The 26,235-nt window shown below is 38.4% G+C and carries 21 protein-coding genes and 1 pseudogene; 14 read left to right on the top strand and 8 right to left on the bottom strand.

The window, feature by feature from the left end:
- Window positions 1-345: 345 nt before the first annotated feature.
- Together LKW28_RS20020 and ptsG are read right to left on the bottom strand one after the other, a co-directional pair.
- On the bottom strand, window positions 346-1,191 hold the full coding sequence (locus tag LKW28_RS20020; protein WP_229142192.1) for a GNAT family N-acetyltransferase: 846 nt from the start codon (window positions 1,189-1,191) through the stop codon (window positions 346-348).
- A gap of 66 nt (window positions 1,192-1,257) precedes the next feature.
- Window positions 1,258-3,168 carry a glucose-specific PTS transporter subunit IIBC gene (gene ptsG, locus LKW28_RS20015; RefSeq protein ID WP_229142187.1) on the bottom strand — a complete coding sequence of 637 codons (1,911 nt, stop codon included), beginning with the start codon at window positions 3,166-3,168 and terminating at the stop codon, window positions 1,258-1,260.
- 513 nt (window positions 3,169-3,681) lie between these two features.
- On the opposite strand from ptsG, the gene LKW28_RS20010 reads away from it, so the two are divergent.
- Complete coding sequence (locus LKW28_RS20010) at window positions 3,682-4,404, top strand: GntR family transcriptional regulator (protein ID WP_229142186.1); 723 nt, start codon at window positions 3,682-3,684, stop codon at window positions 4,402-4,404.
- Window positions 4,405-4,665: 261 nt separating this feature from the next.
- On the opposite strand, the gene LKW28_RS20005 is transcribed toward LKW28_RS20010, so the two are convergent.
- Together LKW28_RS20005 and LKW28_RS20000 are read right to left on the bottom strand one after the other, a co-directional pair.
- Window positions 4,666-4,815, bottom strand: coding sequence for a lmo0937 family membrane protein (locus tag LKW28_RS20005; protein ID WP_229142185.1), 150 nt, complete (start codon window positions 4,813-4,815; stop codon window positions 4,666-4,668).
- 207 nt (window positions 4,816-5,022) lie between these two features.
- On the bottom strand, window positions 5,023-6,606 hold the full coding sequence (locus LKW28_RS20000) for an ATP-binding protein (RefSeq protein ID WP_229142184.1): 1,584 nt from the start codon (window positions 6,604-6,606) through the stop codon (window positions 5,023-5,025).
- A gap of 1,014 nt (window positions 6,607-7,620) precedes the next feature.
- On the opposite strand from LKW28_RS20000, the gene LKW28_RS19995 reads away from it, so the two are divergent.
- The 8 genes from LKW28_RS19995 (at window position 7,621) to LKW28_RS19960 (ending at window position 16,768) form a co-directional block, all read left to right on the top strand.
- On the top strand, window positions 7,621-8,622 hold the full coding sequence (locus LKW28_RS19995) for a LacI family DNA-binding transcriptional regulator (RefSeq protein ID WP_229142183.1): 1,002 nt from the start codon (window positions 7,621-7,623) through the stop codon (window positions 8,620-8,622).
- 196 nt (window positions 8,623-8,818) lie between these two features.
- Window positions 8,819-9,634, top strand: coding sequence for a sugar phosphate isomerase/epimerase family protein (locus LKW28_RS19990; protein WP_229142182.1), 816 nt, complete (start codon window positions 8,819-8,821; stop codon window positions 9,632-9,634).
- Window positions 9,635-9,662: 28 nt separating this feature from the next.
- Window positions 9,663-10,829 (top strand): substrate-binding domain-containing protein, encoded by a 1,167-nt coding sequence (locus LKW28_RS19985; RefSeq protein ID WP_229142181.1) that lies wholly within the window; start codon window positions 9,663-9,665, stop codon window positions 10,827-10,829.
- Between the two features lie 24 nt (window positions 10,830-10,853).
- A complete protein-coding gene (locus tag LKW28_RS19980) occupies window positions 10,854-12,038 on the top strand; it encodes a Gfo/Idh/MocA family protein (protein WP_229142180.1) in 1,185 nt (394 codons plus the stop codon).
- Window positions 12,039-12,116: 78 nt separating this feature from the next.
- The gene (locus LKW28_RS19975; protein ID WP_229142179.1) at window positions 12,117-13,616 is read left to right on the top strand and encodes a sugar ABC transporter ATP-binding protein; all 1,500 of its coding nucleotides are present in this window, start codon (window positions 12,117-12,119) and stop codon (window positions 13,614-13,616) included.
- Window positions 13,597-14,589: an ABC transporter permease gene (locus LKW28_RS19970; RefSeq protein WP_229142178.1), complete on the top strand. Its 993-nt coding sequence runs from the start codon at window positions 13,597-13,599 to the stop codon at window positions 14,587-14,589. The genes LKW28_RS19975 and LKW28_RS19970 overlap by 20 nt, the downstream gene beginning before the upstream one ends.
- A gap of 35 nt (window positions 14,590-14,624) precedes the next feature.
- Window positions 14,625-15,803: a Gfo/Idh/MocA family protein gene (locus tag LKW28_RS19965; RefSeq protein ID WP_229142177.1), complete on the top strand. Its 1,179-nt coding sequence runs from the start codon at window positions 14,625-14,627 to the stop codon at window positions 15,801-15,803.
- A complete protein-coding gene (locus LKW28_RS19960) occupies window positions 15,800-16,768 on the top strand; it encodes a sugar phosphate isomerase/epimerase family protein (RefSeq protein WP_229142176.1) in 969 nt (322 codons plus the stop codon). Before LKW28_RS19965 ends, LKW28_RS19960 begins: the two co-directional genes overlap by 4 nt.
- Before the next feature lie 1,386 nt (window positions 16,769-18,154).
- On the opposite strand, the gene LKW28_RS19955 is transcribed toward LKW28_RS19960, so the two are convergent.
- From LKW28_RS19955 to LKW28_RS19940, 4 genes are all read right to left on the bottom strand, one after another.
- Entirely contained in the window at window positions 18,155-18,931 is a 777-nt protein-coding gene (locus tag LKW28_RS19955; protein ID WP_229142175.1) for an HpcH/HpaI aldolase family protein, read from the bottom strand.
- Window positions 18,932-19,009: 78 nt separating this feature from the next.
- Window positions 19,010-19,393: a cupin domain-containing protein gene (locus tag LKW28_RS19950; RefSeq protein WP_229142174.1), complete on the bottom strand. Its 384-nt coding sequence runs from the start codon at window positions 19,391-19,393 to the stop codon at window positions 19,010-19,012.
- A 40-nt stretch (window positions 19,394-19,433) separates the two neighbouring features.
- Complete coding sequence (locus LKW28_RS19945) at window positions 19,434-20,321, bottom strand: DUF6282 family protein (RefSeq protein ID WP_229142173.1); 888 nt, start codon at window positions 20,319-20,321, stop codon at window positions 19,434-19,436.
- 140 nt (window positions 20,322-20,461) lie between these two features.
- Entirely contained in the window at window positions 20,462-21,742 is a 1,281-nt protein-coding gene (locus LKW28_RS19940) for an SLC13 family permease (protein WP_229142172.1), read from the bottom strand.
- A 288-nt stretch (window positions 21,743-22,030) separates the two neighbouring features.
- Between LKW28_RS19940 and LKW28_RS19935 the strand changes: the two genes are divergently transcribed.
- The 5 genes and pseudogenes from LKW28_RS19935 to LKW28_RS19920 all read left to right on the top strand — a co-directional run bounded on the left by LKW28_RS19935 (window position 22,031) and on the right by LKW28_RS19920 (window position 25,791).
- Window positions 22,031-22,702: a Crp/Fnr family transcriptional regulator gene (locus LKW28_RS19935; protein WP_229142171.1), complete on the top strand. Its 672-nt coding sequence runs from the start codon at window positions 22,031-22,033 to the stop codon at window positions 22,700-22,702.
- A 466-nt stretch (window positions 22,703-23,168) separates the two neighbouring features.
- Window positions 23,169-23,705, top strand: coding sequence for a transposase (locus LKW28_RS19930; RefSeq protein ID WP_229142170.1), 537 nt, complete (start codon window positions 23,169-23,171; stop codon window positions 23,703-23,705).
- Window positions 23,706-23,795: 90 nt separating this feature from the next.
- Window positions 23,796-24,206, top strand: coding sequence for an ATP-binding protein (locus tag LKW28_RS23060; protein WP_267498082.1), 411 nt, complete (start codon window positions 23,796-23,798; stop codon window positions 24,204-24,206).
- Window positions 24,103-24,642 (top strand): annotated as a pseudogene (locus LKW28_RS19925) (ATP-binding protein). The gene LKW28_RS23060 and the pseudogene LKW28_RS19925 overlap by 104 nt, the downstream one beginning before the upstream one ends.
- A 165-nt stretch (window positions 24,643-24,807) precedes the next feature.
- Complete coding sequence (locus LKW28_RS19920; protein ID WP_229142169.1) at window positions 24,808-25,791, top strand: hypothetical protein; 984 nt, start codon at window positions 24,808-24,810, stop codon at window positions 25,789-25,791.
- Window positions 25,792-26,235: the final 444 nt, after the last annotated feature.

Below are 26,235 nucleotides of genomic sequence, written 5' to 3'. Positions count from 1 at the left end.
TTTGAGTGAGGGCCAAATTTCAAGCAGAACAAGGGGACGGCTCCGCTGTTCGCCTATTTTTTTCCATCAAAAAAAATAGAGGATAATCACGGTGACGTCCCAAAGTTATTTAAACAAATGTTTGTTTGACGATTCAACACCAAAGCCCCAATCATTTCAAACTTCAAACAAACGCTTGTTTAAAGGAACCTATTAAAGAAACTAAGGAAATCGAGATAATGCTAGTTATACCATTCAGTATTAACAGGGAACAAGAGGACAGTTCCACTCATTTAATTTCATTTTTAATTTTGCGAAACAAGGGGACGGTCCAACCTTGAGTTTGTGCGAATGTGCTAGAGAAGATTATCCATACGTTTGTCCAGCCATCCCATAAAAGGCGCGATTGTTTGCGGGATAGTTTGCTTTTTCCTTAACCATTAATGGGCGTGTGGTTATTTCTATATCTCCTTGTTGTTCAACTAATTTGAGAAACGATTCGTGCTTTGCTGGTATATCCATTCTTATATTGCCTTGATGCTTATCGGCTAATTTATTTACTTGGAGGAGAGCAATTTGATCATTTGGTGCAATGATAGGGCCGATTACCAGTCCTTTATCTATTTGAATGCATAAACCAAACCCTATAAGTTTCCCGTTCTTGTTCCTTGCAATGATTGATTTTTTTGCTTGTTTTAATCTGTGGGTGATTAATTCTTTTCGATTAGCTCCGAAAGTTTCTTCATCTAATTTAACAACTTCATCGAAATCCTGATTTTGAAAAGAAGTTATTTTAACTTCTAGTTCAGAGGCTGTGGGTTCTGTTCTTGGTATAGTTACTACTTTGTGTACAACGTCAATAGTCGTAAAACCTAATTTTTCATACAACGGCTTACCGGCTTCAGATGCCACTAGCATAATGGGGGTTTCCGCAGGTACTGCGTTTATGCAGCTTAGGACAACTTCCTTACCTAATCCAAGTCCTCTATAATGTTGATTCACCAAAACCATTCCTATTGATGCGATGCGGTTGTTATCATAAGGAATGATTGCAGCACATGATACAATTTCGTTCTGTTTGTTTTTATGTCCGAAGATTTTTCCTATCGCAAATAATGTTTCTAATTCCTGTCGATTATACGCCCATCCCTGCATTTTTGTATGTAAGATCAATTGTTCAATATCCTGCTTAGTAAGTTGTTCTATAATCATGTTCAATACTGTTTCCCCCAATCAGAAAAACCCAAGGGACTTTCCTTGGGTTTTATATAATGGTTGTTATGATTTAATTTCAAGTATGACTGTCTCGCCAGCAATAGCATTTTCATTTATGTTTCGGTCTAAATGATTTTCTGGTGATAAATTTGTTATAACAACTGGTGTAATAATAGATGGTACTTTGACTTTAATCGATTCAAAATCAACGTTAACAATTGGCTGCCCTTGTGTCACTTTATCTCCTGGTGAAACAAGTGTTTCAAAGCCTTCTCCCTTTAGTTCAACCGTGTCAATTCCGATATGAATAAGGATTTCAGCTCCTGCATCACTTTTTATGGCAACAGCATGTTTAGTTGGGAATATCGTAATTATTTCTCCATTAACTGGAGCTACAATAGTTCCGTCAGTGGGCTCTATCGCAATTCCGTCACCGAGCATCATATTTGAGAAAACAGAATCAGGTACTTCCGATAACGGTATGATTTTTCCAGTTAGAGGAGAAACAAGTGTATCCGTAATCGTTTTGACAGGTATTGTAGCAGCTGCTACTTCTGCTTCTGCCTTCATTTCTTCTTGATTCCGCTTTGGTCTATTACTGCCGCCTGCTATGACAGAATTAATTTCATCTTTCAAGGCATCTGACTTGGTACCAAAGATTGCTTGGAAGTTGTTCCCCATTTCCAAGACACCAACGGCTCCAAGTGTTTTCAACTGTTCCTTTTGAACATTTGCTGGGTTGTTAACTGTTACACGTAAGCGAGTGATACAAGCATCGAGATGAGCGATATTTTCTTTACCTCCTAATGCCTCAAGGACATCGTAAGCTAGGTCATCGCCATTAATTACTGGTTGATCGTCAGTATCTCCCTCGGTAATTTCTCTTCCCGGGGTTTGTAAGTTCCATTTTTTAATAGCAAAACGGAACAGAAAATAATATATAATACCAAAAACAATACCCACTGGGATGGCTACCCACCCATTTGTTGACAGACCATAGTTTAAGACATAGTCAATTCCGCCGCCTGAGAAAGTGTAACCGTGTTTAACATGGAAGAGATCCATAATGACAAACATACTACCAGCTAAAATGGCGTTAACTAAATAAAGTAACGGTGCGACGAAAAGGAATGCAAATTCTACTGGTTCCGTAATCCCTGTTAGCATCGATGTTAATGCTGCTGAAATAAGAATACCGGAAACCATTTTGCGTTTTTCGGGTCTTGCAGCATGAATCATTGCTAAAGCTGCTGCTGGAAGACAGAAAATCATATATGGGAAATCCCCCATCATGAATCTACCAGCAGTAGGATCTCCAGCAAAGAATCGAGCCATATCCCCAGTGACAATATTACCTGTATTTGGGTCTACGTATTCACCCATCATAAAGTAGAATGGAGTGTAGAAGATATGGTGTAAACCGAATGGTATTAATAACCGATAGATGGTTCCATAGAAGAATAAACCAATTGTAGAATCTGAAATCAATGTACTTAAAGCATTAATACCATTTTGAATAGGTGGCCATAAGAATGCAAAGACAACACCTGTAAATAATGAACTTATTGATGTAATAATGGGTACAAATCGTTTTCCTGAAAAGAACCCTAAAACTTGAGGTAATTCTATCTTTGAATACTTATTATATAAGAAGGCAGCTAGTAAGCCTATGATAACGCCACCAAAAACCCCCATATTAATCAAGTGTTCTGCACCCTCATAAGGGGGCTCCAAACCGAGTAAGGCTCCCATGTTATCGAGTGTTTTTGTTAAGATCAAATACCCGATAACAGCAGCTAAACCTGCCACACCGGCTCCGCCGGATAAACCTATCGCGACACCGACAGCAAAAATGAGCGGAAGGTTATCAAAAATCACGCCCCCTGCATCCTTTATTATTGGCAGATTCAATAAGTCCGTGTCACCAAATCGGAGCAATAGTCCAGCAGCCGGCAAAACGGCAACAGGCGTCATCAAAGCCCGTCCAAGTTGTTGTAAAATCTGAAATGCTTTTTTAAACCTAATTGCCTTCCTTTCTTTTTTTAGGGGCAAGCCCCAACCTAGGTAAAGTAAAAGTCATTAAAGTGAAGTAGAGGCGGCACAGAATAATCACTGCGTGTTTGATGTTAGGGTCTTAAATATAAAAATAAAATAATGAACGATAACGGTTACAAATTGAAACAACGAAATACGAGGTAATTCTATAAATTATTTTAAAAATTATTGTGTCATCAAACAGCCTGTCCTCATCACTTGTTACTACAAATATAAAAATGTTTTATATTGTTATAATGAATTTATCATCTTGTTATTAATATTGTCAATTGTATTTTTATTCTTTAATTTGTAGTTACCTTATTGGTTATACCAAGGATGATTCCCTTCTTATATCGTCAATCCGTACTGTTAGGTGTGTAATTTTTGTTCAAATGTTACAACAATTGTTATATGATAGAGCTATGATAACTTTTAAAGGAGGTCCCTTGATTGAACAAAAGCGAAGGGGTAGCCTTATATACCACTATTAAAAATAAAATTATTGAACTAATTAAATCTGGAAATTACGAGGTTGATCATCAATTACCAACGGAAAGTGAATTTTGTGAGGAATATAAAGTAAGCAGGACGACTGTTCGCTTGGCATTACAGCAATTAGAATATGAAGGTTATGTGAGTCGAATTCAGGGAAAAGGGACATTTGTCTCATTAGATCAAATATCAGCTTCATCGCGTAACCAGAAATTCCGAAGTTCTGCAGAACTTCAAATGAGAGGACAAAACACTGAAACAGAGGTGTTAGGGCTTGTGGTTATCCCAGCTGATCAATCCATTGCATCTACCCTGCAAATCGCAGAAATGGATCCAGTGATCAAATTATATAGGATACAGTATGCGGACAAGGTACCGATTCAATACATTACATCCTATATCCCTTGGAGAGTTGCTCCGGGACTTACAGTTGAGGAATGTAAAGGTTCGCTCATTGAAACCTTACATTCAAAGTACTCAATCAAGATTGCCCGCGGGACTGAATTAATTGAGCCCAAGTTGTCCGATGAAGTAGCAAGCAGCTATCTAAAGATCCCCAAGGGTTCACCAACATTCTTATCAGAATCTAGAACCTATGACGACAAAGATAACATAATTGAATACGCTCACATTATTACAAGAGGGGATAGGGCAAAGCTTGTAGTTGAGCAGAGTTATTGAAAAGCGAAACATAAAACAAGGGGACGGAAAACAAGGGGACGGTTCCACCGTTCCCCTATTTTTTTCCAACTCTATTTTATAATGTTCCCCCGAACGCCACGATATAATATTTAACCATGACAAGATTGGATAGTGGGGAAAAAACTCTCACTTCGGTCCTTTTATTTACCTCATTATCAATCTTTACAGTCACTTTGTGGTTTTCCATAATCCGGTTGGAGGTTAACAATCCAAGCATGGTTCCTTTTTCAAAAAACCCATCTATTTTTTGGCTCCCATTCTTTGAATCAATTTAACAATGAGTACAATAACAGCAATTACGAGTAGAATATGAATTAATCCGCCGGCGATATGGAAAGCGAATCCTAGAATCCAAAGAATAAGTAAAATACCGATAATTGTCCAAATCATTTTTTTATCCTTCCTTTCCCAACGTGTATTGTTAAAATACCCTAATTCACAGATTTTAAACTAAATTGGAACGATCCATTGAGCCCGACACCCGGTAGGATTTTACAAAAGAAAAGTATAGGGTATTATGCGCGAGAAAACCTGAGAAACAAGACAGCACCTCTCCAAATAGTAGGAGGGTGCCGATTTGTTTTAACGCATAGACTATTATTTGGATTGGCTAGTGGGCAAAAAAACTCTCACTTCGGTCCCTTTATTTACTTCACTATCAATCTTGATCGATCCATTATGGCTTTCCATAATCCGGTTGGAAGTTAACAGCCCAAGTCCTGTTCCTTTTTCCTTTGTTGAATAAAAGGGTTCACCTATCTTCATTAATCGTTCTTTCTCGATCCCGCATCCATTGTCAATAAAGGTAATTTCTACTCCGTCTTCGCCGATATTCTTTAAATAGATAAAAATGTCCCCATTGGATCCAATCGCTTCGATCGCATTTTGCAGTATGTTAATAAAAACCTGTTTAATTTCATTCGGGTTACACAATATTTGGTTAGAATGCTCTATTTCTGAATGAATCATAATATTTTTCAGGTTTGCCTGACTCTCGAAAAGAGTCATTACATTTCTAACAAGAGTATCAATAGGTTGAAGAGATTTTGGTGAGTTTTCGTTTGGTTTAGCCAAGGATAGATATTCGGAAACAATAGACTCCATTCTCGATATTTCACTTAACATGACTTGTACGTAATCACGCTTAAATTCTCCACCTTGATCAACTAGCTGCATAAAGCCTTTTATAGAAGTTAAAGGATTTCTTATTTCATGTGCAACTCCAGCAGCAAGCTCACTTACGACAGCAAGCTTTTCTGATTTTAAAAAAAGGTCATACGATTTCTTTTGTTCTGTAATATCGCGTCCGATGACCAATAAGTTTTTCCTGCTGCCATCTGCAAAAAAAGTAGGAACCTTCATAATATCAAAAACAGCGGAGAAATGATTTTCAATTGAAAGGTCTAATTCGAATCTATAAGGCATACCCTTCTCCCAAGCAATCTCATCGTTGGAAAAGCAAGTTTGAAAGTGTTTAAACCATTCATTTTTGGTGAAAAGCTCTTCTAAACGCTTATCACGATAATCAATATCCTCCAATTTAAATAAAGCTTTAGCATACTGATTCATTTCAATAAATCTTCCTGCGCCATCCTGAATATAAATTAAATCAGGCATTGAATTGATGAGTGCTAAAATTTGTTCTTCGTTATCCTTTTTTACTTCCTCTTTTTTTGCATCATCAGCTCTTTTTACCGCTCTGCTATAACGAATTTGCAGGAAAGCTACGATAAAAGTAACAGAGAGTGTAAACAAAAAGTAGGAAAAGTCACCTTCACGATAAACATAATTAAGACGATCTCCGTATTGATAATAATGTGCCCCAATAAAAATACTCAGGATGGTCATTAAAATGATCGGGCGATAATCCTGATATAAAGTTAAAATAAAAATGACTAAAAAAATGAGGTAGAAGTTAGAGATAACAGGTTCATTGTCTATAAGGACAATTGTAACAAGCGACATCCCCATTACACATAAATACATTGTTTGCTTAATAAAAAGTTTCTTGAAAACAAATATTGATAATGCTCCACATACCAAAATCCCACTACCAAAAAGGATACCGATGAAAACAGGGTCCTTATGTTTTATAACTTGGACAAACATACATAGTATAAAACATCCCCATAAAATACGAATCAGCAAAACATTTTTACTATGCAGTTTTTGAATGTTCAATATGAATTCACCTCAGAACAAGGGCAGAACAAGGGGACGGTTCCGCTGTTCGCCTATTTTTTTCCATTGAGACAAGTAGGAGATAATCACGGTGATGCCCCAAAGCTATTTAAACAAATGTTTGTTTGACAATTTACCACTACAGCCCCAACTGCTTTAGCCTTCAAACAAACGCTTGTTTGAAGGAAGCTATTAAAGACTTACGGAAATCAGGATAATTTTAGTTATACCATTCAATAATAACAGGAAACAAGGGGGCGGTTCCACTCATTTTGGGGCCAATTTTGGGGCCAGACCCTCGCAGTGATAACATGGGGACGGTTCCTGTGTTCGCCTATTTTTTTCCATAACGTAATTTTTCATCAGCAAGGTGTCATAGCGACGCCCTGTATAGCTGGGAATCTTATACTAAAAACGAATTATTATAATAGAATGCCTATCAGGCGAGTTAAGAAAATCTGTACTAATCGGGCGTTTTTCAAGAACCACAATTTCAAACAAACGCTTGTTTAGCAATCTAGGTCAGTGATATAGCGAAACTAAAAATTCAAACAAACGTTTATTTGATTTTTGGGGGTAAAGAATAATGGATTGTGAATTCAACTGTTATACTATTAATTTAGTATCCGGAAATAATGTATACTGGATTCTTTTGAAACACTACCCAACTCTTGTTATCCTAGTAAAGTTCTATATTTATATAAAGTTTGATAGTTTTAAATAAATTTATAGGAATTTATAAACCTTTCAAAACAAAACATTAAATGTAATCCATTACATTATAGCTTTGAAAAATATCTTTTTAGGTCTACAAATGTGGAAAAAGTCATCGGGAATCCGATTAAAAAAGTTATTAAACAGTAAAAAAGGTTACAAAAAGCTTTATTTTCAGACTTTAAATATATTTATTTAAAAATATATTATAAATTTTTTGCAAAAATAGTTGATTTTCAAATTGTAATCGATTACAATTTGAATCAAGAGGATGATAGAGAAAGGAAACAGAGAGAGAGTATGGTAAGAATAGCAGATGTTGCAAAAAGGGCTAATGTTTCGACAGCCACGGTTTCGAGGGTTTTAACGAATAGTGTTTCCGTAAGGAAGGAAACAGCGGTGAAGGTCTTAGAAGCTATAAAAGAATTAGATTATCAACCTAATTTATTGGCAAGACAACTAAGAACGATGGAGACAAAGACAATTCTGGTTGTTATTTCCGATATATCAAACCCTTTTTTCTCTAAAGTTCTTCGTGGAATTAAAGAAACGGCATTACATAATGGTTATCAAGTTTTACTAGGCGATATCATAAACAAAGTAGAACAAGAAACGAATTACCTAAATATCATGCGGCAAAGAAAAGCCGACGGTTTGATATTATTAACAGCAAGAAGTGATAAAGAGTCTTTAGAAAGTATTGCAAATGAATTCCCGGTTGTTCTTGCATGTGAATATATTGAAGGTGCCACGATTCCAACGGTTTCAATCGATAATATAAGTAGTGCAAGGAAAATAACCGATCATTTAATAAAGCTAAATCATAAGAGAATAGCAACTATTACAGGTCCGCTAGATGTAGTGTTGGGACGCGATCGATTAAAGGGATTTCAGCAAGCGATGTCTCAATACGATTTGCCGTTAGAACCGTTCCTTGTACAAGAAGGTGATTTTACATTTGAAAGTGGTTATAATTTGATGACAAAATTGCTAGCATCCGCTAATCCTCCAACAGCAGTCTTTGCAGCGAGTGATGAAATGGCTATTGGAGCTGTTAAAGCAATTAAATCAATGGGTTTGAAAGTTCCAGAGGATATTTCCGTAGTGGGATTTGATGATATCAGATTCGCTTCAATAATTGAACCACCCTTAACTACTATTGCTCAACCAGCGTTTGAGATAGGATCTAAGGCAATGGAATTGCTTATAATGCTGTTGAATGATAATGAGTTGAAAAATCGTCAATTTATATTAGAGGATAAATTAATAGTTAGAGATTCATGTGGAGAATGTAAATTATAATTTTCCACTAGTAATTTAATAATAAATGCAATCGATTACAACATATTTAATGGTTGTTGCTTAGTTTTAATTGTAATCGATTACAAAAATTCACATGACAATCCTTAAATTGCCGAGATCTAAAGGTGGTGATAAAGAAAAGTACATGGAATCACATTTCTATTAATCTAGAGATTCTAAAATGGAGGAGATATACATGACATTCAAATTTGGTTATCAGACAAACACTTGGGGAGGAGTAGTTGGTCATCCGGGTGGTGTTACTTCCATCAAAGATGTACTCTACCTTGCTAATGGATCAACTGAAGAGGCAGCACAGGATATTGCTAGTGCAAATTATGATGGAATTGAATTGTTTGATGGAAACCTTTTGCAGTACATAGATAGAAAAGAAGAATTTCTTTCTTTATTAGAAAAGAATTCATTAAAGCTTGTAGGAGTTTATACAGGTGGAAACTTTATTTATTCTGGAATTTTAGATGAGGAACTAAAAAAGATTGAAAAAGTGGCGGCTTTTGCTGCTGAAGTTGGAGCTGAACATCTTGTAATCGGGGGTGGAGCAGTTCGTTCTGAAGGTGTTTTGGAAAGTGATTTCTCAGACCTAGCAAGTGCACTTGACCAAGTGGTTGAAATTGCAGAAAAATATAATTTAACCCCAAGCTATCATCCACACCTAGGAACTTGTGTTGAAACACCGGAACAATTGGACAAGTTAATGCCCTTAACAAAGATTTATTTATGTCCAGATACTGCACATATTGAAGCAGGTGGAGGAGACCCGGTTGAAGTTATTAGAAAATACGTAGATCGTATCAAATATGTTCACTTCAAGGATTATGGAAATAAAGAATTCCAGCCACTAGGAGTTGGTCATCAAAAGTTCGATGAGATGGTTGCCATCCTGAATGATGCAGGTTTTGAAGGCTGGATTACAGTTGAATTAGACAGCTATTCAAATCCAAAAGAAGGCGCGGAAATTAGTAGAAAATATCTTTCAAAATATGAAAACTAAAAATTATTGGTAAACAGGGGGAAATTTTATGAAAAAGATTCTATCAATTTTAGCAATAATTGCCTTGATTGGTATCGCACTAGTGGGATGTAGCCAGGAGGGTTCTACAGAAAAGGAAGACCCTTCTGCAAAATCAAGTACTCCATTAAAGGATGAAGGTCCATTAACAATCAATCAGGACATTCCTGGTGATCAGGAAATCCTAAGTAAAGGTCCAAACGGAGAGACTGCGGAACCTGCATTAAATTTAGAACTTACTGAAGAGGAAATCGCAAAAATTAAAGAGGGAAATTATAAAGCTGCAATTGTAATGCACTATGCAGGAAATGACTGGGCAACTGCTCAAATTGACGGACTAAAGGCTGCATTTGAAAGAATGGGAATTGAAGTGGTAGCAATCACTGATGCGCAATTTAAACCTGAAAAGCAACTATCTGATATAGAAACAGTTTTGGCAAAAGACCCTGACATCATTGTTGGTATCCCAGTAGATGCAGTTTCTTCTGCGAGTGCATTTAAAAAGGCAGCAGATGCTGGGGTAAAGGTTGTATTTATGGATAATGTACCAAATAATTTGGAAGCTGGAAAAGACTATGTGAGTGTGGTTTCTGCTGACAATTATGGAAATGGTATAGCTGCCGCAGATATCATGGCTGAACAGCTTGGAGGAAAAGGAAAAATTGGCGTTATTTATCACGATGCGGATTTCTTTGTAACAGCTCAACGTGTAGAAGCTTTTGAAAAGACAATTACAGAAAAGTATCCAGATATAGAAATTGTAGCACGTGGTGGTATTGCAGATGAAAGCGATGGCGATAAGGTAGCATCTGGTATGTTAACAACTAACCCGGATCTAGATGGTATGTTCGTTGTTTGGGACGTCCCGGCAGAAGGTGCTCTAGCGGCAGTAAGAACTGCTGGAAAAGAGGATTTAGTTGTTACAACAATCGATTTAGGTGCGAATGTAGCGTTAAACATTGCGCAAGGTGGTAACATCAAAGGTCTAGGTGCACAGCTACCATATGACCAAGGGGTTGCTGAGGCTATTTTAGCGGGATACGGTCTTTTAGGAAAAGAAGCACCAGCATATGTTGCTGTTCCATCCTTAAAGGTAACGCAAGAAAATATTTTGGAAGCATGGAAACTAGTTTATTCAAAAGAAGCACCGGCAGAAATTCAAAACGCAGTAAAATAATAACTATCTTTGGAGGAATAAATTATGAAAAAATTAAATGTTGGTATGATTGGCGGAGGATTTATGGGGAAGGCACACTCATTAGCATATGCAGCGATGCCAATGTTCTTTTGGCCAGCACCGGCAATTCCGCATCGTCATACTTTAGTCGATATTAGTGAGGAAATCGCAAAAGATGCGGCTGCAAAATTAGGTTTTGAAAATTATTCAACCGACTGGAGAGACCTTGTTAACAACCCAGAGATTGATGTAATTGACATTGTTACACCAAATAATACGCATGCAGAGATTGCAATTGCTGCGGCTAAAGCTGGTAAACACGTAATCTGTGAAAAGCCTCTAGCTCTAGGAGCTGAGGAAGCTAAAACGATGTTAGATGCAGTTACAGCGGCTGGCGTAAAGCATATGGTGGCATTTAACTATCGAAGAACTCCGGCAGTAGCTTTAGCGAAACAGTATATTGAAGAAGGAAGAATAGGAAAAATCCTTAACTTCAGAGGAACGTATTTACAAGACTGGTCAGCAGATCCAAATTCACCATTATCATGGCGTTTTCAGAAAAAGGTTGCTGGTTCAGGTGCTTTAGGTGATATTGGAACACATGTTGTTGATTTCGCTCGATACCTTGTTGGGGAAATCACAGATGTCAATGCACTTGCAAAAACTTGGATTCCAGAAAGACCAATTCAAACCGGTGGGGTTGACAAATTAGGTACTGTTAAGAGTAACGATGATGCACCAAAGGGTGTCGTTGACGTGGATGATGAGTTCATGACAATGATTAAATTTGAAAATGGTGCTGTTGGAAGCATTGAAGCAACACGTAATGCATGGGGACGAAATAACTTCTTAACATTTGAAATTCATGGAGAAAAAGGTTCCATCTACTTTAACTATGAGCGTCGTGATGAGTTACAAGTTTGCTTTGCTGATGATCCATCTGATGCAAAAGGATTTAGAACCGTATATACAGGACCATCAACTCCTTATGGTGAGGCTTTATGGCCAATTCCAGCACTTGGCATTGGTTATGGTGAAACAAAAATTATTGAAACACATGATTTCTTTAAATCTATTGTTGAAGATACAGATGTTTCTCCAAACTTTAAGGATGGTTATCGCATTGAGTTAATAGCTGATGCAATTTTGGAATCTGCTGAAAGAGGCGAATGGGTAAGTCTTGAGAAAGTTCCATCTGCAGTAAAATAATACGTTTTTTAGTAAATTGAAATCTATGAAATGTGAGGCTACTCAAATGAGTGGCCTCTCTTAAAAGAAGGTGAATTTGTGGAAAACAATGTGCTTGAAATGAAGAATATTTTCAAATCATTTAATGGAATCAATGTGTTAAACTCTGTTAATTTTTCAGTCCGAAAAGGTGAAGTACATGCTTTAATGGGTGGAAACGGAGCGGGTAAATCTACCCTCATGAAGATTTTAACTGGTGTGTATAAATCCGATGGCGGAGAGATTCTGATTAATGGTGAAAAAGTAATAATAAATGATATGAAGGACTCAAGAAAGAATCATATTTCGATGATTTTTCAGGAATTCAGTCTTATACCAACATTAACTGTTGCTCAAAACATCTTTTTATCCAGAGAATCAAAAAACTCCCTTGGATTGTTAAATGATAAAGAAGCCATTCAAAAAACAAAAGAATTAATGAAGGAATTGGAAGTTGATATTGAACCAAATGAACTAGTCGGGAATCTAGGTGTCGGTTATTGGCAAATGACTGAAATTGCAAAAGCACTTTCCCAAGATGCAAAAATTTTGATTATGGATGAACCATCATCTTCATTAACTAAGAATGAAACGAAAATTCTCTTTAATTTTATAAATAAGCTAAAAAGTAAGGGAATCTCGATTATTTATATATCCCACAGAATGGAAGAAATATTTGAGGTCTGCGACCGTATTACTATTCTACGAGATGGTAAAAATATCATTACTGAGAATATTAAAGATATAACAATGGATAAGGTCGTTCAAAATATAGTGGGTCTAGAGATGGACAAGGCATTTGAGTGGGTTGAAAGATTCTACGATACTGAAGTATCTCCAATAATGGAAGTGAAAAATTTAGCTTCTGGGCGGAGAGTTCAAGATGTGAGTTTTAAACTATATCCTGGTGAAATATTAGGGATTGCAGGGTTAATGGGGAGCGGGAGATCTGAAACTGCGCGTGCCATTTTCGGAATGGATCCAATTGATAACGGTGAGATACATATTAAAGGTGAGAAAAAATCGATACATTCCTCCAAAGATGCAATTAAATCAGGGTTGGCGCTCATTCCAGAGGATAGACGTGTTCAAGGTCTTGTGTTAGATCTTAGTGTTAAAGATAACATGATCTTGCCAATCCTATCTAAGGTGAGAAAGGGCTTCACTATTAATAATAAAAAGGCAAATGAAATTTCGGAGCAATTAGTAAGGAAGTTAAACATTAAAACAGATGATATCTTCAAAATAACTCGACTGTTATCAGGAGGTAATCAACAAAAAATTGTTTTAGCAAAATGGCTAGCAAATGACCCGGATATCTTAATTTTGGATGAACCGACAATTGGAGTAGACATTGGAGCTAAAACAGAAATCGTTGAAATTATCCGTGAACTCGCAGATAACGGAAAAGCTATTCTCGTGATATCTTCTGAACTGCCAGAGCTTTTAGCAGTAAGTGATCGAGTACTCATTATGCATGAGGGCAGAATTCTTAAGGAAATGAAACGTAAGGAAATTGATTCAGAGGAGGCTTTACAACATGCAATCCAAGGATATTAAGGTTAATAATCAGCAAACAAATCTATCATTAGGTTTTCTTTCAAAACTAGACTGGCGGAATTATATTGTATACATTGCATTTGTTGGGGTATTAATCTACTTTTCTATTACTCTACATGATGATGGATTTTTAACAACGGCAAATATGATGAATATTGTACGTCAAACGGCAATGATTACAATAATGGCTGTAGCTATGACCTTTGTTATTGCCTCTGCGGAAATTGATCTTTCAATCGGTTCCATTACAGCCCTATCCTCTCTTATGGCAGCACTAGCGATTCAATCAGGATTTGGACTTATTGGTGGCTTATTAGCAGGTCTTGCAACAGGCTTAATTGTTGGGTTAATTAATGGTTTATTAATTACAAAAGTAAACATCCCATCCTTCCTCGTTACACTAGGAACAATGGGGATTATTAGTGGTACTGCAATGTGGATTACGGACACAGCACCGGTTCCTATTTTAAATGAGTCATTTAATTTCTTTTTTGGTTCCGGTGGTATTGGTCCTATCCCACTTCTATTAATTTGGACTTTAATCGTAGCAGTTGTTGGTCACATTCTTTTACGTAAAACATCATTTGGAAGACAAATCTTAGCAACGGGTGGAAATGAAAGTGCATCAAGATTCTCGGGCATTAATACTGCGAAGGTTAAGTTGTATGCCTTTATGGGAACGGGAATTGCAGCGGGATTCGCAGGTATTTTATACGCAGGAAGAATGCAAGCTGGTCGTTATACCTTTGGAGAAGGTGACGAGATGTCAGTTATTGCGGCTGTTATTCTTGGGGGAACAGCACTAGCTGGAGGCGTTGGTACAATTATTGGTACAGTGGTAGGTTCATTAATGATTGGTGTTATTAATAACGGTTTAATAATTATGGGTCTTGATGTCAGTCAGCAGATGATTATCAGAGGGTTCATTATTGTTTTAGCCGTCGCTCTTGGACGTAAAGCGATAAGCAGATAATACAGATATGAACTATTACGACAGGAGGAGACGGGATGTTTAAAATTAAGGTCGGTGTGATAGGAACAGGTTTTATTGGACCTACTCATATTGAAGCAATTAGAAGGTTAGGTTTTGTTGAGGTGGTAGGAATTGCCGGATCATCTCTTGAAAAGGCAGAAGAAAAGGCGAATGAATTAGGTATCCCAAAAGCCTTCAAAGATTATAAAGAAATGTTACTGGATGAAGAGATTCAGGTTGTACATAACTGTACTCCAAATCATCTGCACTTTGAAATTAATAAGGAAATTATTTTAGCTGGAAAACATGTAGTTTCAGAAAAGCCATTAGCAATGAACAGTCAAGAGTCAAGAGAATTACTTGACTTGGCAAAAAAACACGGGGTCGTTCACGGTGTAAACTTTAATTATCGCCAATTCCCTAGTTTGCAAAACTTACATTCAAAAATTGCAAACGGTGACTTTGGTAAAGTTAATATCGTTCATGGGGGATATTTACAGGATTGGTTACTCTATGAAACGGATTATAATTGGCGTATGAAACCGGAGTTAGGTGGGAAAACGAGAGCAATTGCCGATATTGGCTCACATTGGTGTGATACGGTTCAATTTGTAACTGGGAAAAAAATTGTTGAAGTTTTTGCTGATCTTGCTACTGTATTACCAATTAGAAAGAAATCGAAGTCTTCAATTAATACATTTAGCTCACAGGGTGAAGTGGAAGTAGAATATGAAGACGTACAAATTGAAACAGAAGATTATGCATCAGTTCTTGTCCGATTTGAAGATGGTTCAAGAGGGGTATTCACTGTTTCTCAGGTAAGTGCTGGTCGAAAAAATTATTTGCACTTTGAAATCGCTGGAAGTAAAGCAGCGGCTGCCTGGAATCAAGAAGAGCCTGAAAAATTATGGATTGGACATCGCGACAAACCGAATGAAATCCTTCTTGCAGATGCAGCCTTATTCGTACCCGAAGCAAGAGGATCCATCCATCATCCAAGTGGACATAATGAAGGTTGGCCAGATGCATTAAAAAATATGATGTCAAACTATTATTCTTTTATTAGGGATGGTAAAAATCTCGAAAAGGATAAACCTAATTTCGCAACATTTGAGGATGGACATTTCTCCATGTGTATTACAGATGCTATTTTACAAAGTAGTAATGAGAGCAAATGGATTAAAGTCCAAGCAAAACAGGGGGTGTCAGTATGAGAGTAGGGCTATTTACAGTACCTTATCAAGAATTGCACTTTGAGGATATGCTAGATAAAGTCGTGGAAATGGGGATTGAGGCAGTCGAGCTAGGAACCGGGAACTTTCCGGGGAACAGCCACTGTAATCCAGATGAATTGTTGGGGAATCCCGAGAAGGCAACAGCTTTAAAGGATGCTGTTGAAAAGCGTGGCTTAATTATAAGTGCACTCAGCTGTCACGGGAATCCTTTGCATCCCAACCCTAGAATCGCGAAAGAGGCTCATGATGTTTGGAGAAAAACCGTCCTTCTTGCAGAAATGTTAGACGTTTCAATTGTGAATACATTTTCAGGATGTCCAGGAGATCAGCTGAATGCAAAAGCCCCCAATTGGGTGACTTGCGCTTGGCCACCAGACTTTATGGATATTTTAAATTGGCAGTGGGATGAGGTTGTTATTCCATATTGGAAGGAAGAGGCAAAATACGCGGAAATGCACGGCGTGAAAATCGCATTTGAAATGCATCCTGGATTTGTCGTCTATAACCCCGAATCACTGTTAAAATTAAGAAAAGCAGCTGGTAACAATATCGGTGCTAACTTTGATCCAAGCCACTTAGTATGGCAGGGGATGGATCCAGTCGAAGCATTAAAGTACCTAGGGAAAGAAAATGCAATCTTCCATTTCCATGCAAAAGATACTTATCTTGATAAAGCAAATATAAGTATTAATGGTGTGTTGGATACAAAGCACTATGGTCAAGTATTAGACCGGGCATGGACATTTAGGTCCTTAGGGTATGGACAAGATGAGAAGGTCTGGAAAGATATGATTAGTGTTCTTCGGTCCATTGGATACGATTATGTTCTTTCCATTGAGCACGAGGATTCCTTGGCATCTATCGATGAAGGCTTAAGCAAATCAATCAATTTACTAAAAAACAATTTATTCAGAGAACCTATGCCAGAAATGTGGTGGGCATAAGGGATTAAAACACGTGAATACATCGGTACGGTTCTTAAAGGGGACAGCCGGAAATTTTGTACGAAAGAAGGCACATCAAGCTGTTTTAACGCTCGATGTGCCTTCTTCACTTATGGTCACAGTGACGCCCCGAAGTTTGTCGAAGATTGATAGTTAATGAGGGACAGGGGGACAGGGGGACAGGTACAGTGACGCCCCGAAGTTTGTCGAAGATTGATATGTAATAAGAATGGTAGTATATGATAAACTGAAATAGCAACTGAATATTGCAGGGTGGTTGGTTGTCGCACTTCTTTCTTCTGTAGAAAGGAGGTGATAGTCATGGAAACGTTTCTTGAATTTCTACGTGAGGCTTTGAAAGGAATTACTCGCGAAGTAGGCGCTTATTTCTTTCGAAAAAACATACTAGAAAACAAGAGAACCACCCCGCGCCGTAGGAAGCAAAAGGGTGGTTCTCACAAATAGGTATACATTTTTGACAACCGCCACCCTGACGGTAGAGGTTGCAAAGAAGAAGTGTTATCAGCACTTCTTCTTTTTTATTATATATCCATTATACATGAATTTATTCCTTGTGAGAAGAGGGTTGAGGGAAGGACAAATGTATATGACCCAGTGACGTCCGCAATTCCGCTATTCCAATTTTGGGGCCTGACCCCACTATGATAAAGTTTACGGTATTAAAGTAAAGTTATGGTTACAGTGGCCCTCTGAAATTTGTCGAAGATGGGTAGTAGAAATCAGTAACTGATCTACTTCGGTAATTTATGTAATTTTCATTATTTAAAGTGTAAAGTTCGTTGTTTGTTAAAGGGATAGCCTTAACCCATGTAAGTCCACTCTCCTTAACTACGATAGTCCACACTGAAAAAAATTGTCCTAACTCAAGGGTTACTGGATTGTGATTTTCTATTAAAGATGTTTTCTCCTGATAACAAAGTCGCTCCAAACCTCTTTAAAGAATTTAATGAAAGAACAAATAATGATCAATCTCTGGAAGTGGCAACGAATGAAAGAAGACTAATCGATGAAAAGCAAGACTAAAAATTAAGGAATTACTAGGAGCAATGGAAATTCCACATGTAAAGAGCCTGCCCAAAGAAAAAAGAAAAGAAATACTCCAAAAGGTAAATGGAATTAAGGAATATCAATGCGACAGGCAGCAAGGATATTGAGGATCTCTTTGAACCTTGTTTTTAAGGCTTGACCATATGTAAGATGAAATAAGGCAAAAAAAGGGGACTATCCTTACCTATATTAGAAGCGTAGAGACGGCAAAAGTTGCCGCTTATTGCTACAATCCTACCCATAATTTTAATGGTGGAAAAAATAGGAAAACACTAAGAACCGTCCCCTTGTTTATTGTTTACCCTTGTTTAAGTTGAATTATAGCGACAAACGATTTCGAACGGTATCGATTTGGTTTTTCGTCTGGCTTTTAAAGAACCCTAGGTCATTCATGATGGTCACAAATTGGAAACCTTGCTGAATTCGTTTTGTTGCTGCTTCCGCCGATCCGGTAACGATCCCGGGTACGATATTGTGTTTCTTACAGGCTTCTAGTACTTTGTCAATCGCTTCTTGTAATTCCTGGTTGTTGTTGTCGCTAAAACAGCCTATATCCTGCGACAAATCAGCGGTTCCAATGAAAATACAGTCAAGACCCGGTGTTTGGCAAATCTCCTCGATATTTTCGACGCCTTTCCTTGTTTCACATTGCATGATGACATAGGTGTTATCATTCACTTCGCCTTTGTTGTAACTCTCATACCATCCCCATCTTGGTCCGCGGCCGGCACCAATCCCTCTTTTTCCTAGGGGTGCAAGCTTCACATTTTCAATAATATAGTGGGCGTGCTCTTTCGTCTCCACCATGGGAATCATCAACCCATGAATGCCAACATCCAGCATTCGGGCCATCATTGGGCCGTCATGTGGATGATATACGCGGGCAAGCGGCGCCATGTCGTATAGTTCTGCGGCCCGTATCATATTCACCATGGTTTCCATATCTGTTTGGGCATGCTCCTTATCAATAAGGACAAAATCGAAATCATTTAGTCCTAAAATTTCTACATTCGTCGGGGAGCCAGAAGCCACGAACACCCCCAAAACATACCCGTTTTTCGCAAGCTTCTCTTTGACCAAATTACGCATCTTCATTTCATACTCTCTCCTTTGAACTAAGCGGTTGATAACAACGAACGAATCAGTCGCATTACCTAAGGCTTTGATTCGTATTTACTTACGGTAGTTCTCAATGAATTTACCGTAGGATTCATTGTACTCTTCTCTAAGAGGATAGAAGATGTCCATGTTTAGCACAGGTACAGGGCTGTCGTAGACATCAATATAATGTTCCACACCTGCTGGAACGGTAATCCAAGAACCTTTGGTCATCCGGTATGGATGCCCATCGACATAATAGTCACATTCCCCTTCCAAGATCAGCGCAATCTGTTCATTTTTTTCATGGGAATGCGGATTCTTCTCATTGCCATTCTCAATTTTATTGATGGTAACGTTGATATTTTCTGCGCCCATCCCGAATACTTTCCGTGTGATGCCTTCTCTCACAAATTGCCAAGGTAGGTTATCCAAATTCCCGTAATCCAATTTTGTCAATTTTATTCCTCCTGTTTGATAGAATGATTGTTTGCTGTTCTTATTGGAAATTAAACAGCTCTTTCGGATTCTTCTTGGTCATGATGTTAATTTCTTCTTCAGTGATGCCAAAATGTTCTTCTAGGGCATTGACGAAATTATACATTCCTTCAATCGGGGAGCCATTTGCAGCCTGACCATAGTCGGTATCGATAATGATGCGGTCCACACCACAAGCATCAATCATCTCTTTTGCTACGGATAGATCTGTTACGGCTTCTACTTTCGAACCGCTATCTTTAAACACACAGGCGTTAATTTCAATATAGGCACCCATTTCTGCCCATCTCTTCATATCTTGTATAGTTGCTCCTACTTGATAATGCGGATGTGTGACCAGGACACGTTTCATTCCCAATTCAAAAGCTTTCTTAACGGTTGCGTCCACTTCAATCTCATTGCCATGTCCAGTGGCCAACACCATATCATACTTTGCCATGTACTCAATGATCTCCACAACTTTAGGATTGAGATTTCCATTTTCATCTGCGATCACAATTGGCTCTTCTTCTACATCCGAGGCACCTGCGCCGCCAACAAATCCCGATCCTTTGTGATTGTCGATATGCGTTTTAGAGGAGACAGTCGGTAAGTAAACCATGGCCGTGCCCATTTGTCTGGCTTTATCTACAGCATTGACATTCAAGCCACCAACGGCATTATTCAGAACCAGACATCCGTAAACCTTACAGGTCCCGTTTCCTAAATGTTTCTCCACCATTTTCGTTCCTAAGAGGGCAGGAACATAGTGATCCTTTACGACGAATCCTGCATACCCGACTTCTTCCGCCAACTTAAGCATCTCCGCAGCATCCACTGATCTCTTCGCTGTGGATGGTCCACAGTGCACATGCACATCATACATTCCTATTAAAATACTTCTATCCATTTTTTACTCCTCCTTACAATAGTAGACTGAATCAAACTTTATGCTCAGCATGTCTCAATGATTCTATGATTCGAACCACTTCCTTCAATAACGAATGGAAATAAGTTTGATAGCTTTTGATTGACAAAGAGCAAGCAGAATTATAAGCCTGCCGTGATTTTATAGATGCTGGTATTGGCCAGAGTTCCAGCGATGATGGAAATCCCGATGGCCACTAGGAACAACTTATTAAAGACTTTCGTTCTTTCCTCAGCACTTGGTTTGAACAATGTTCCATAGGCTGCCAGAACCATGGCGCCGCCCAGCGACAAGGGACTAATGGCAGCTGTGAATCCACCATTGATGACGGTGCTGATCAATTCCATATCTAGGAATGGATTCCCGCTCGAAGCATTCAACGCTTCAATTGTAGGGATCAAAGTCGGAATAGGTCCTGCAATCGCTAGGGAGAAGAAGGACATAATCGACGATGTGACCCCGAGTAAAGGGGCCAATGTCCACTCTGTTGAAATAGAAGACAATAAGCTAGCCAAAAGGGATAACCCGCCCAACGAATCAATCACGCTCAGGAGATTTCCAATCCCAATACAGAGGAAAATGGTTTCCCAGGGAACACCCAGAAAGGCATCCTTTTCGTCCGCAGACTTCGCCAGCAGCAGAATAATACTGAAAAATAGCGCCGTGAATCCTGCGTGTGTTTTTAAAAACATGATGGCGATGATCATTAATACCAACATCAGCAAGGTCAGTTTTTGCTTGCCATTAAAAACGGGAAGGTCGATTGGATCTGCATTTCCGTCTAAAGTCAACATGCCGCCAGGATGTTGGTTTCTCTTCCAGCCGCGGAACCCAATATAAGCTAAAATCCCCGCAATTGAGAAGAGAATGGCTCCATTTAGCAGAATTTGTGTCGCGTAGTTGGGAAAGCCAGCATCTTCGATAATCAAGTTGGCTGTATTCCCAAATACACCTACTGGTGTCATAAGCGTAGCGTTCGCTCCAAAGATGGTGAGCACTCCGATTAGAATGGGGTTGTATCCCATCTGGTACCCAACACTCATGGTAATCGCAGGCAACACCACATAACCAGTCAAACCACCTGGATCGACAACGGTGATAAAAGCACTTACTAGAAAGACCATAAGAGGATACAAGGTGGCATAACGGCCCAATGAGGCAAACAGTTTCTTGGACAGCAGTTCCAAAGATCCATTATTTTGTGCAATCGCGAAGAAGAAAAACATTCCAAATAAATTCAGGAATAGACTCGTGGGGAAACCTGCTACTACATCATTGCTAGAGATCCCACCGATCATTCCCAGTACGATTGCCATTGCAAGGGAGAGAATTCCTATATTCTTTTTCGTGTAAATCCCTAATGCGATGACAAAGATGAGGGATAATAAAGAAATAATTTCCATGCAATCCCATCCTCCTATCCTTTTTATATAGCCAGGTTGCCAATACAAATGAAGTTTTGTAACACCGTCCATTTGCTATTTACAACTGTTTTCGTAATTATATCGTACAAAAATAGGAAAGCGCTTTCTATATCATTTGATACATAGTTTTTATTATTTTCATTAAATTATGAAAAGGAGATATTGAAGAGAAAGAATGGTTTAGTATAATGAATAAAATGGGACAGGATTTCCTACCCATGTACCTGCTTTCATTGAATTACTTTTATAGAGGGAGGAATGACCAGTTTGCTGAAAAACAATTTATTTTTCGAAAATCAGTTTACAGACTTTAAGCCTCTATTATTGGAAATCGGGGAAAGGTATTTGCTAGAGAAAGGCAGTGTCATCACCAATAATATCGAACCCTTATACTTGTACTATATAGAGAAAGGCATCTTCCGATTATCAGTCAATCATATTGAAGGTGTCAGCAAGACGATTTGCTTCCATGGCGAGGGTTCTATTTGTCCCTACTCCTTAAGCAGACCGATCAATGGAACATTCCAAATTGATGTCGATTTCTTCGCGATCACGGCCATTACCGACATCGACACGATCCGTATCCGGCCGAAAGATTTCCATCAGGCTCTGAAAGAAAACACTGATTTAGGCATAGCCATGCTGGATTATGTCATCATGCACTCCAATCTATTTATGCACGAAACGCTTACCCTTAGCTATGATTCCGCCTTCGTGAAAACCTGCAACATTGTTTACATCTATACCCACTACTTGAACAAGATGGGGATTAACCTTACCCAGGCAGAAATCGGTGAGATCATTGGGGAGACAAGGCTAGAGGTTGCGCGATCCCTAAAAAAATTGCGCGACGATGGGATCATCAAAACATCCCGAAATTGCCTCGAAGTCCTCAATCCGGAAGCCCTTAAGCTCAACTGTAGTCCGGATTTTGTTTGATGGAATTTTAGGTCACAGTGACACCCGTGAAAGAGGAAAAAGGGGGGCCTGACCCCCGCAGTGATAAAGTTTTACCGTACTAAAGTTTTTAAAAATGCAGAGGTAATACGTTTGATAGCTTAGTTGCATTTTTTGGCGGGAAATATGCCATCTGTACTAATTGGGTGCTTTTTGAAAAATGTGATTTCAAACAAACGTTTGTTTAAGGGGTTAGGCTAGTGATAGCTTGAGACTAGTGATTCAATCAATCGTTTGTTTGATTTTATTTTGTGAGGAAAAGAGTTGTGTAAGTGATGCTGTTATACTTTGCCTGATGTTAAAGTTCGACATTTTTATTTTTAAGTTGAGGCCCACATGACGTGGGTCACAAAGACGTTGCCACAGGACGTGGCGCTCTTAGTCTTTGTTCCTTTTATTTGATAAGTTGGATTCGGAAACAGAAATAGTTAAGAGAAGGAGATATTGAATGACACGAAAGCATAGAGTTTGGTTTCCAGGTGCTATGTATCATATCACTGCAAGGGGAAACCGAAGGTCTTCACTTTTTAATCAACGTGATGATTATCTTTCCTATTTAGAAACCCTCGAGTTCACACGTTCTATGTACCCTTTTACACTTCATTCCTACTGCTTAATGACCAATCATATTCATCTTCAAGTTCAAACAACGAATTTCCATATTAAATTAATCATGAAAGAGATGCACTCAAGGTATGCTATTTATTTTAACAAGAAATATCATTACGATGGACATGTTTTCCAAGGGAGATATGGTGCAGAGGTCATAGATACCGATCAGTATTTTCTTGAAGTATGCCGCTATATTCATCGAAATCCACTTGAGGCTAAGATGGTAAGGCAACTATCATCCTATGAATGGAGTAGTTATCCGGCCTATGTAAATCTAGTCGATAATCACCACGTTTTTCTTCATAAAACACTTCGCTATTTTCAAGAACCAATTACATTAAATTATCAGCATTTTGTTGAGAATTCAATTTAAAGTGCAGGTGTTATCCGTGTTAAAATTCCAGCAACTACATGTTTTATTGGGGCGTTATCCCTAGATGGTTCCATTTTTCCATTTGAAGGTTTGCCAGCAGCTGAATTGGCTGCGAAGAAATTAGGGTTTACGATCGTTTACATGCCATTTGACCCCAATCTGCCGGAAATCAAAATGGAGGGGCTTGAGATCGTGTTTGTTGCCTCACTTCATGAAGTCACTCAACATCTATCAGGTCAACTGCTTCTTCCTTTTCTTCCTCCTCAGCCAGTTCTGGAGGCTAACTTCGAATATGAAAGGGATTTTAGGGATGTTATAGGTCATGAATTCGCAAAACGAGCACTAGAAGTTGCTGCTACTGGTGAACATCATGTATTTATGACGGGACCACTTGGGTGTGGAAAGAGCTTACTTGCTGAAACCTTTCCATCGATTCTACCCCCTTTATCAAACGAAGCACAGTTGGAGAAAGTTAGCCCTGTATCATTTAGGTGGCAGTGAAATCGGACGAATCAATCAACCATCATTTCGCAATCCACATCATTCCGCATCCAGTGTATTAATTATAGGTGGTGGACAAAACCCTAAGCCGGGTGAAATATCCTTAGCACATCGTGGTGTCCTGTTTTTAGATTAAATGGCCGAGTTTTCTAAGAAAACATTAGACATGCTGCGTCAACCAATTGAAACACAAAAGGTCACGATTAGCAGAGCGCGTTCTACTGTAACCTTTCCAGCCGCCTTTCTTTTAATCGGTGCCATGAACCTCTGTCCCTGTGGTTACCAAGGTTCAAGTTCCCGCCTCGCCCGCACAATATCAGATATGCGTGCGGAGAACCAAATATCAGAAGAAGCAATATGGGAAGCTATGACACTAAGCCGCTCACACGAAAATAACCAAATTGAATGGAGAAAACAAAACGTGAGGGAGTATTAATGGGACAGAGGAATTTCCAGTGGGCCTGACACCCGCTGTCGAGTAATTGTATTTTATTATACAGCTACTTGGTAGTTTTTTTGTTTGCGTTGTTAGCTAAATTTTATGAAATTGTGGTATGGTAAAAGGATCTAAATAGCTAGTCCGTATTGGGAGGCAAATACTATGTACAACGTATCCAATGATAAGGCAATAAAAATAGGTGCTACGACTTTTTCAGAGCTTAATTATAAAGAAAGTGATATCGAAGAATTATTACGAAAGAATATCGATATGATATGCGATGAAGAAGAATCGATGCTCATTGTTGGTAAACAAGTAAGGAACGCCCAACATGGCATTAGTGATCTTACCGCTGTTGATAATAAAGGGAATATTGTATTGGTTGAGATTAAACGGGACCGCAAAGACATTGAGGCAAGAAAAGAGGCCTTTGAATTTCAAGCCATCAGGTATGCGGCAAGCTATGCAACGATTGAAGACCCCGAGGATTTAGTAAACAAAATTTATGCCCCCTACATCGAGAAGTATCGGAGTGAATTTGAAAGCGGTCTTTTAACGAGTGTGGAACTTGGGGCTCGGAAGTTAACGGAATTTTTGCGGGAAAATGGTGCGGAAAGCAACTTTAACAAGAATCAAAAAATCATATTAGTAGCATCCGATTATGATGAGCAAACTTTATCAGCAGTTGCCTGGTTAAATAGTAATAATGTTGATATCACCTGTTTTAAAATGATTCCTTTTAAGATACAGGATGAAGTGTACATAAATATTGAAAAGATTTTGCCAGTTAATACATATAAAGATTATTACGTTAATTTCTTAGACAGCCCAATAAAAAGTAGACAGAAAAAAGGCTTCACACGGAGAACACTGCCTAAAATTAATGAAATGCTCGAATGGGGCGTTGTTAAAGCTGGTGATATAATTGTTGCAAAAGGCCGGGATGATGAAGGCACACTCTTGGCTAATGGGAATGTAGAGGTTAATGGCGAAGAAATCTCCATGCAGAAATGGTTAAAGGAGCTCTTTGGTTGGTCCAGCATTCAGACTTATGTGTTTGCTGTTCATAAAGAGACTGGAAAGACGCTTTCTCAGATACGTGAGGAGTATATGGACAGCGAACAGAGTGTCAGAGAGGAGATATAAAAATGTGGATTGATGATTATGTAAAATTACAATTCCCACTTAATCCTGATGCAATGCGTATCGAATGATCCATTTCAAAATGTTGTAGGGTAATAAATATAGAAGAAATTCGTCTCGACAAGCTCATCACCTTAAAACGGTGGCGAGCTTTTTTGTTTGCTTCATTTATTAATACATCTATCACGCATAGTATCTATTTTTGCAAAAACATCATTATATGAAGATAAAAAAGACGAATTAGATACAATATATAGTGTTTTTGAATAGATATAATTCCGTATATAGTTTTCTTATCTAACTAGTATCATGGGGTCACTTTTGAACCGCATTCTGAACAACACCAGAAGGTAAGAAAATTAAAAAGCTTTACAAATTTTTTTAATCATAAATCCTCCCCCTTTGAGTTTGAATTAAACTGAATAATCCACTTCAAAACATCCTGTA

The organism is Bacillus sp. REN16 (assembly GCF_020731355.1).
Taxonomy (GTDB): domain Bacteria; phylum Bacillota; class Bacilli; order Bacillales; family Bacillaceae_L; genus Ferdinandcohnia.
The sequence above is the reverse complement of the archived record's forward strand: the minus strand, read 5'-3'. Positions and strand labels throughout refer to the sequence as shown.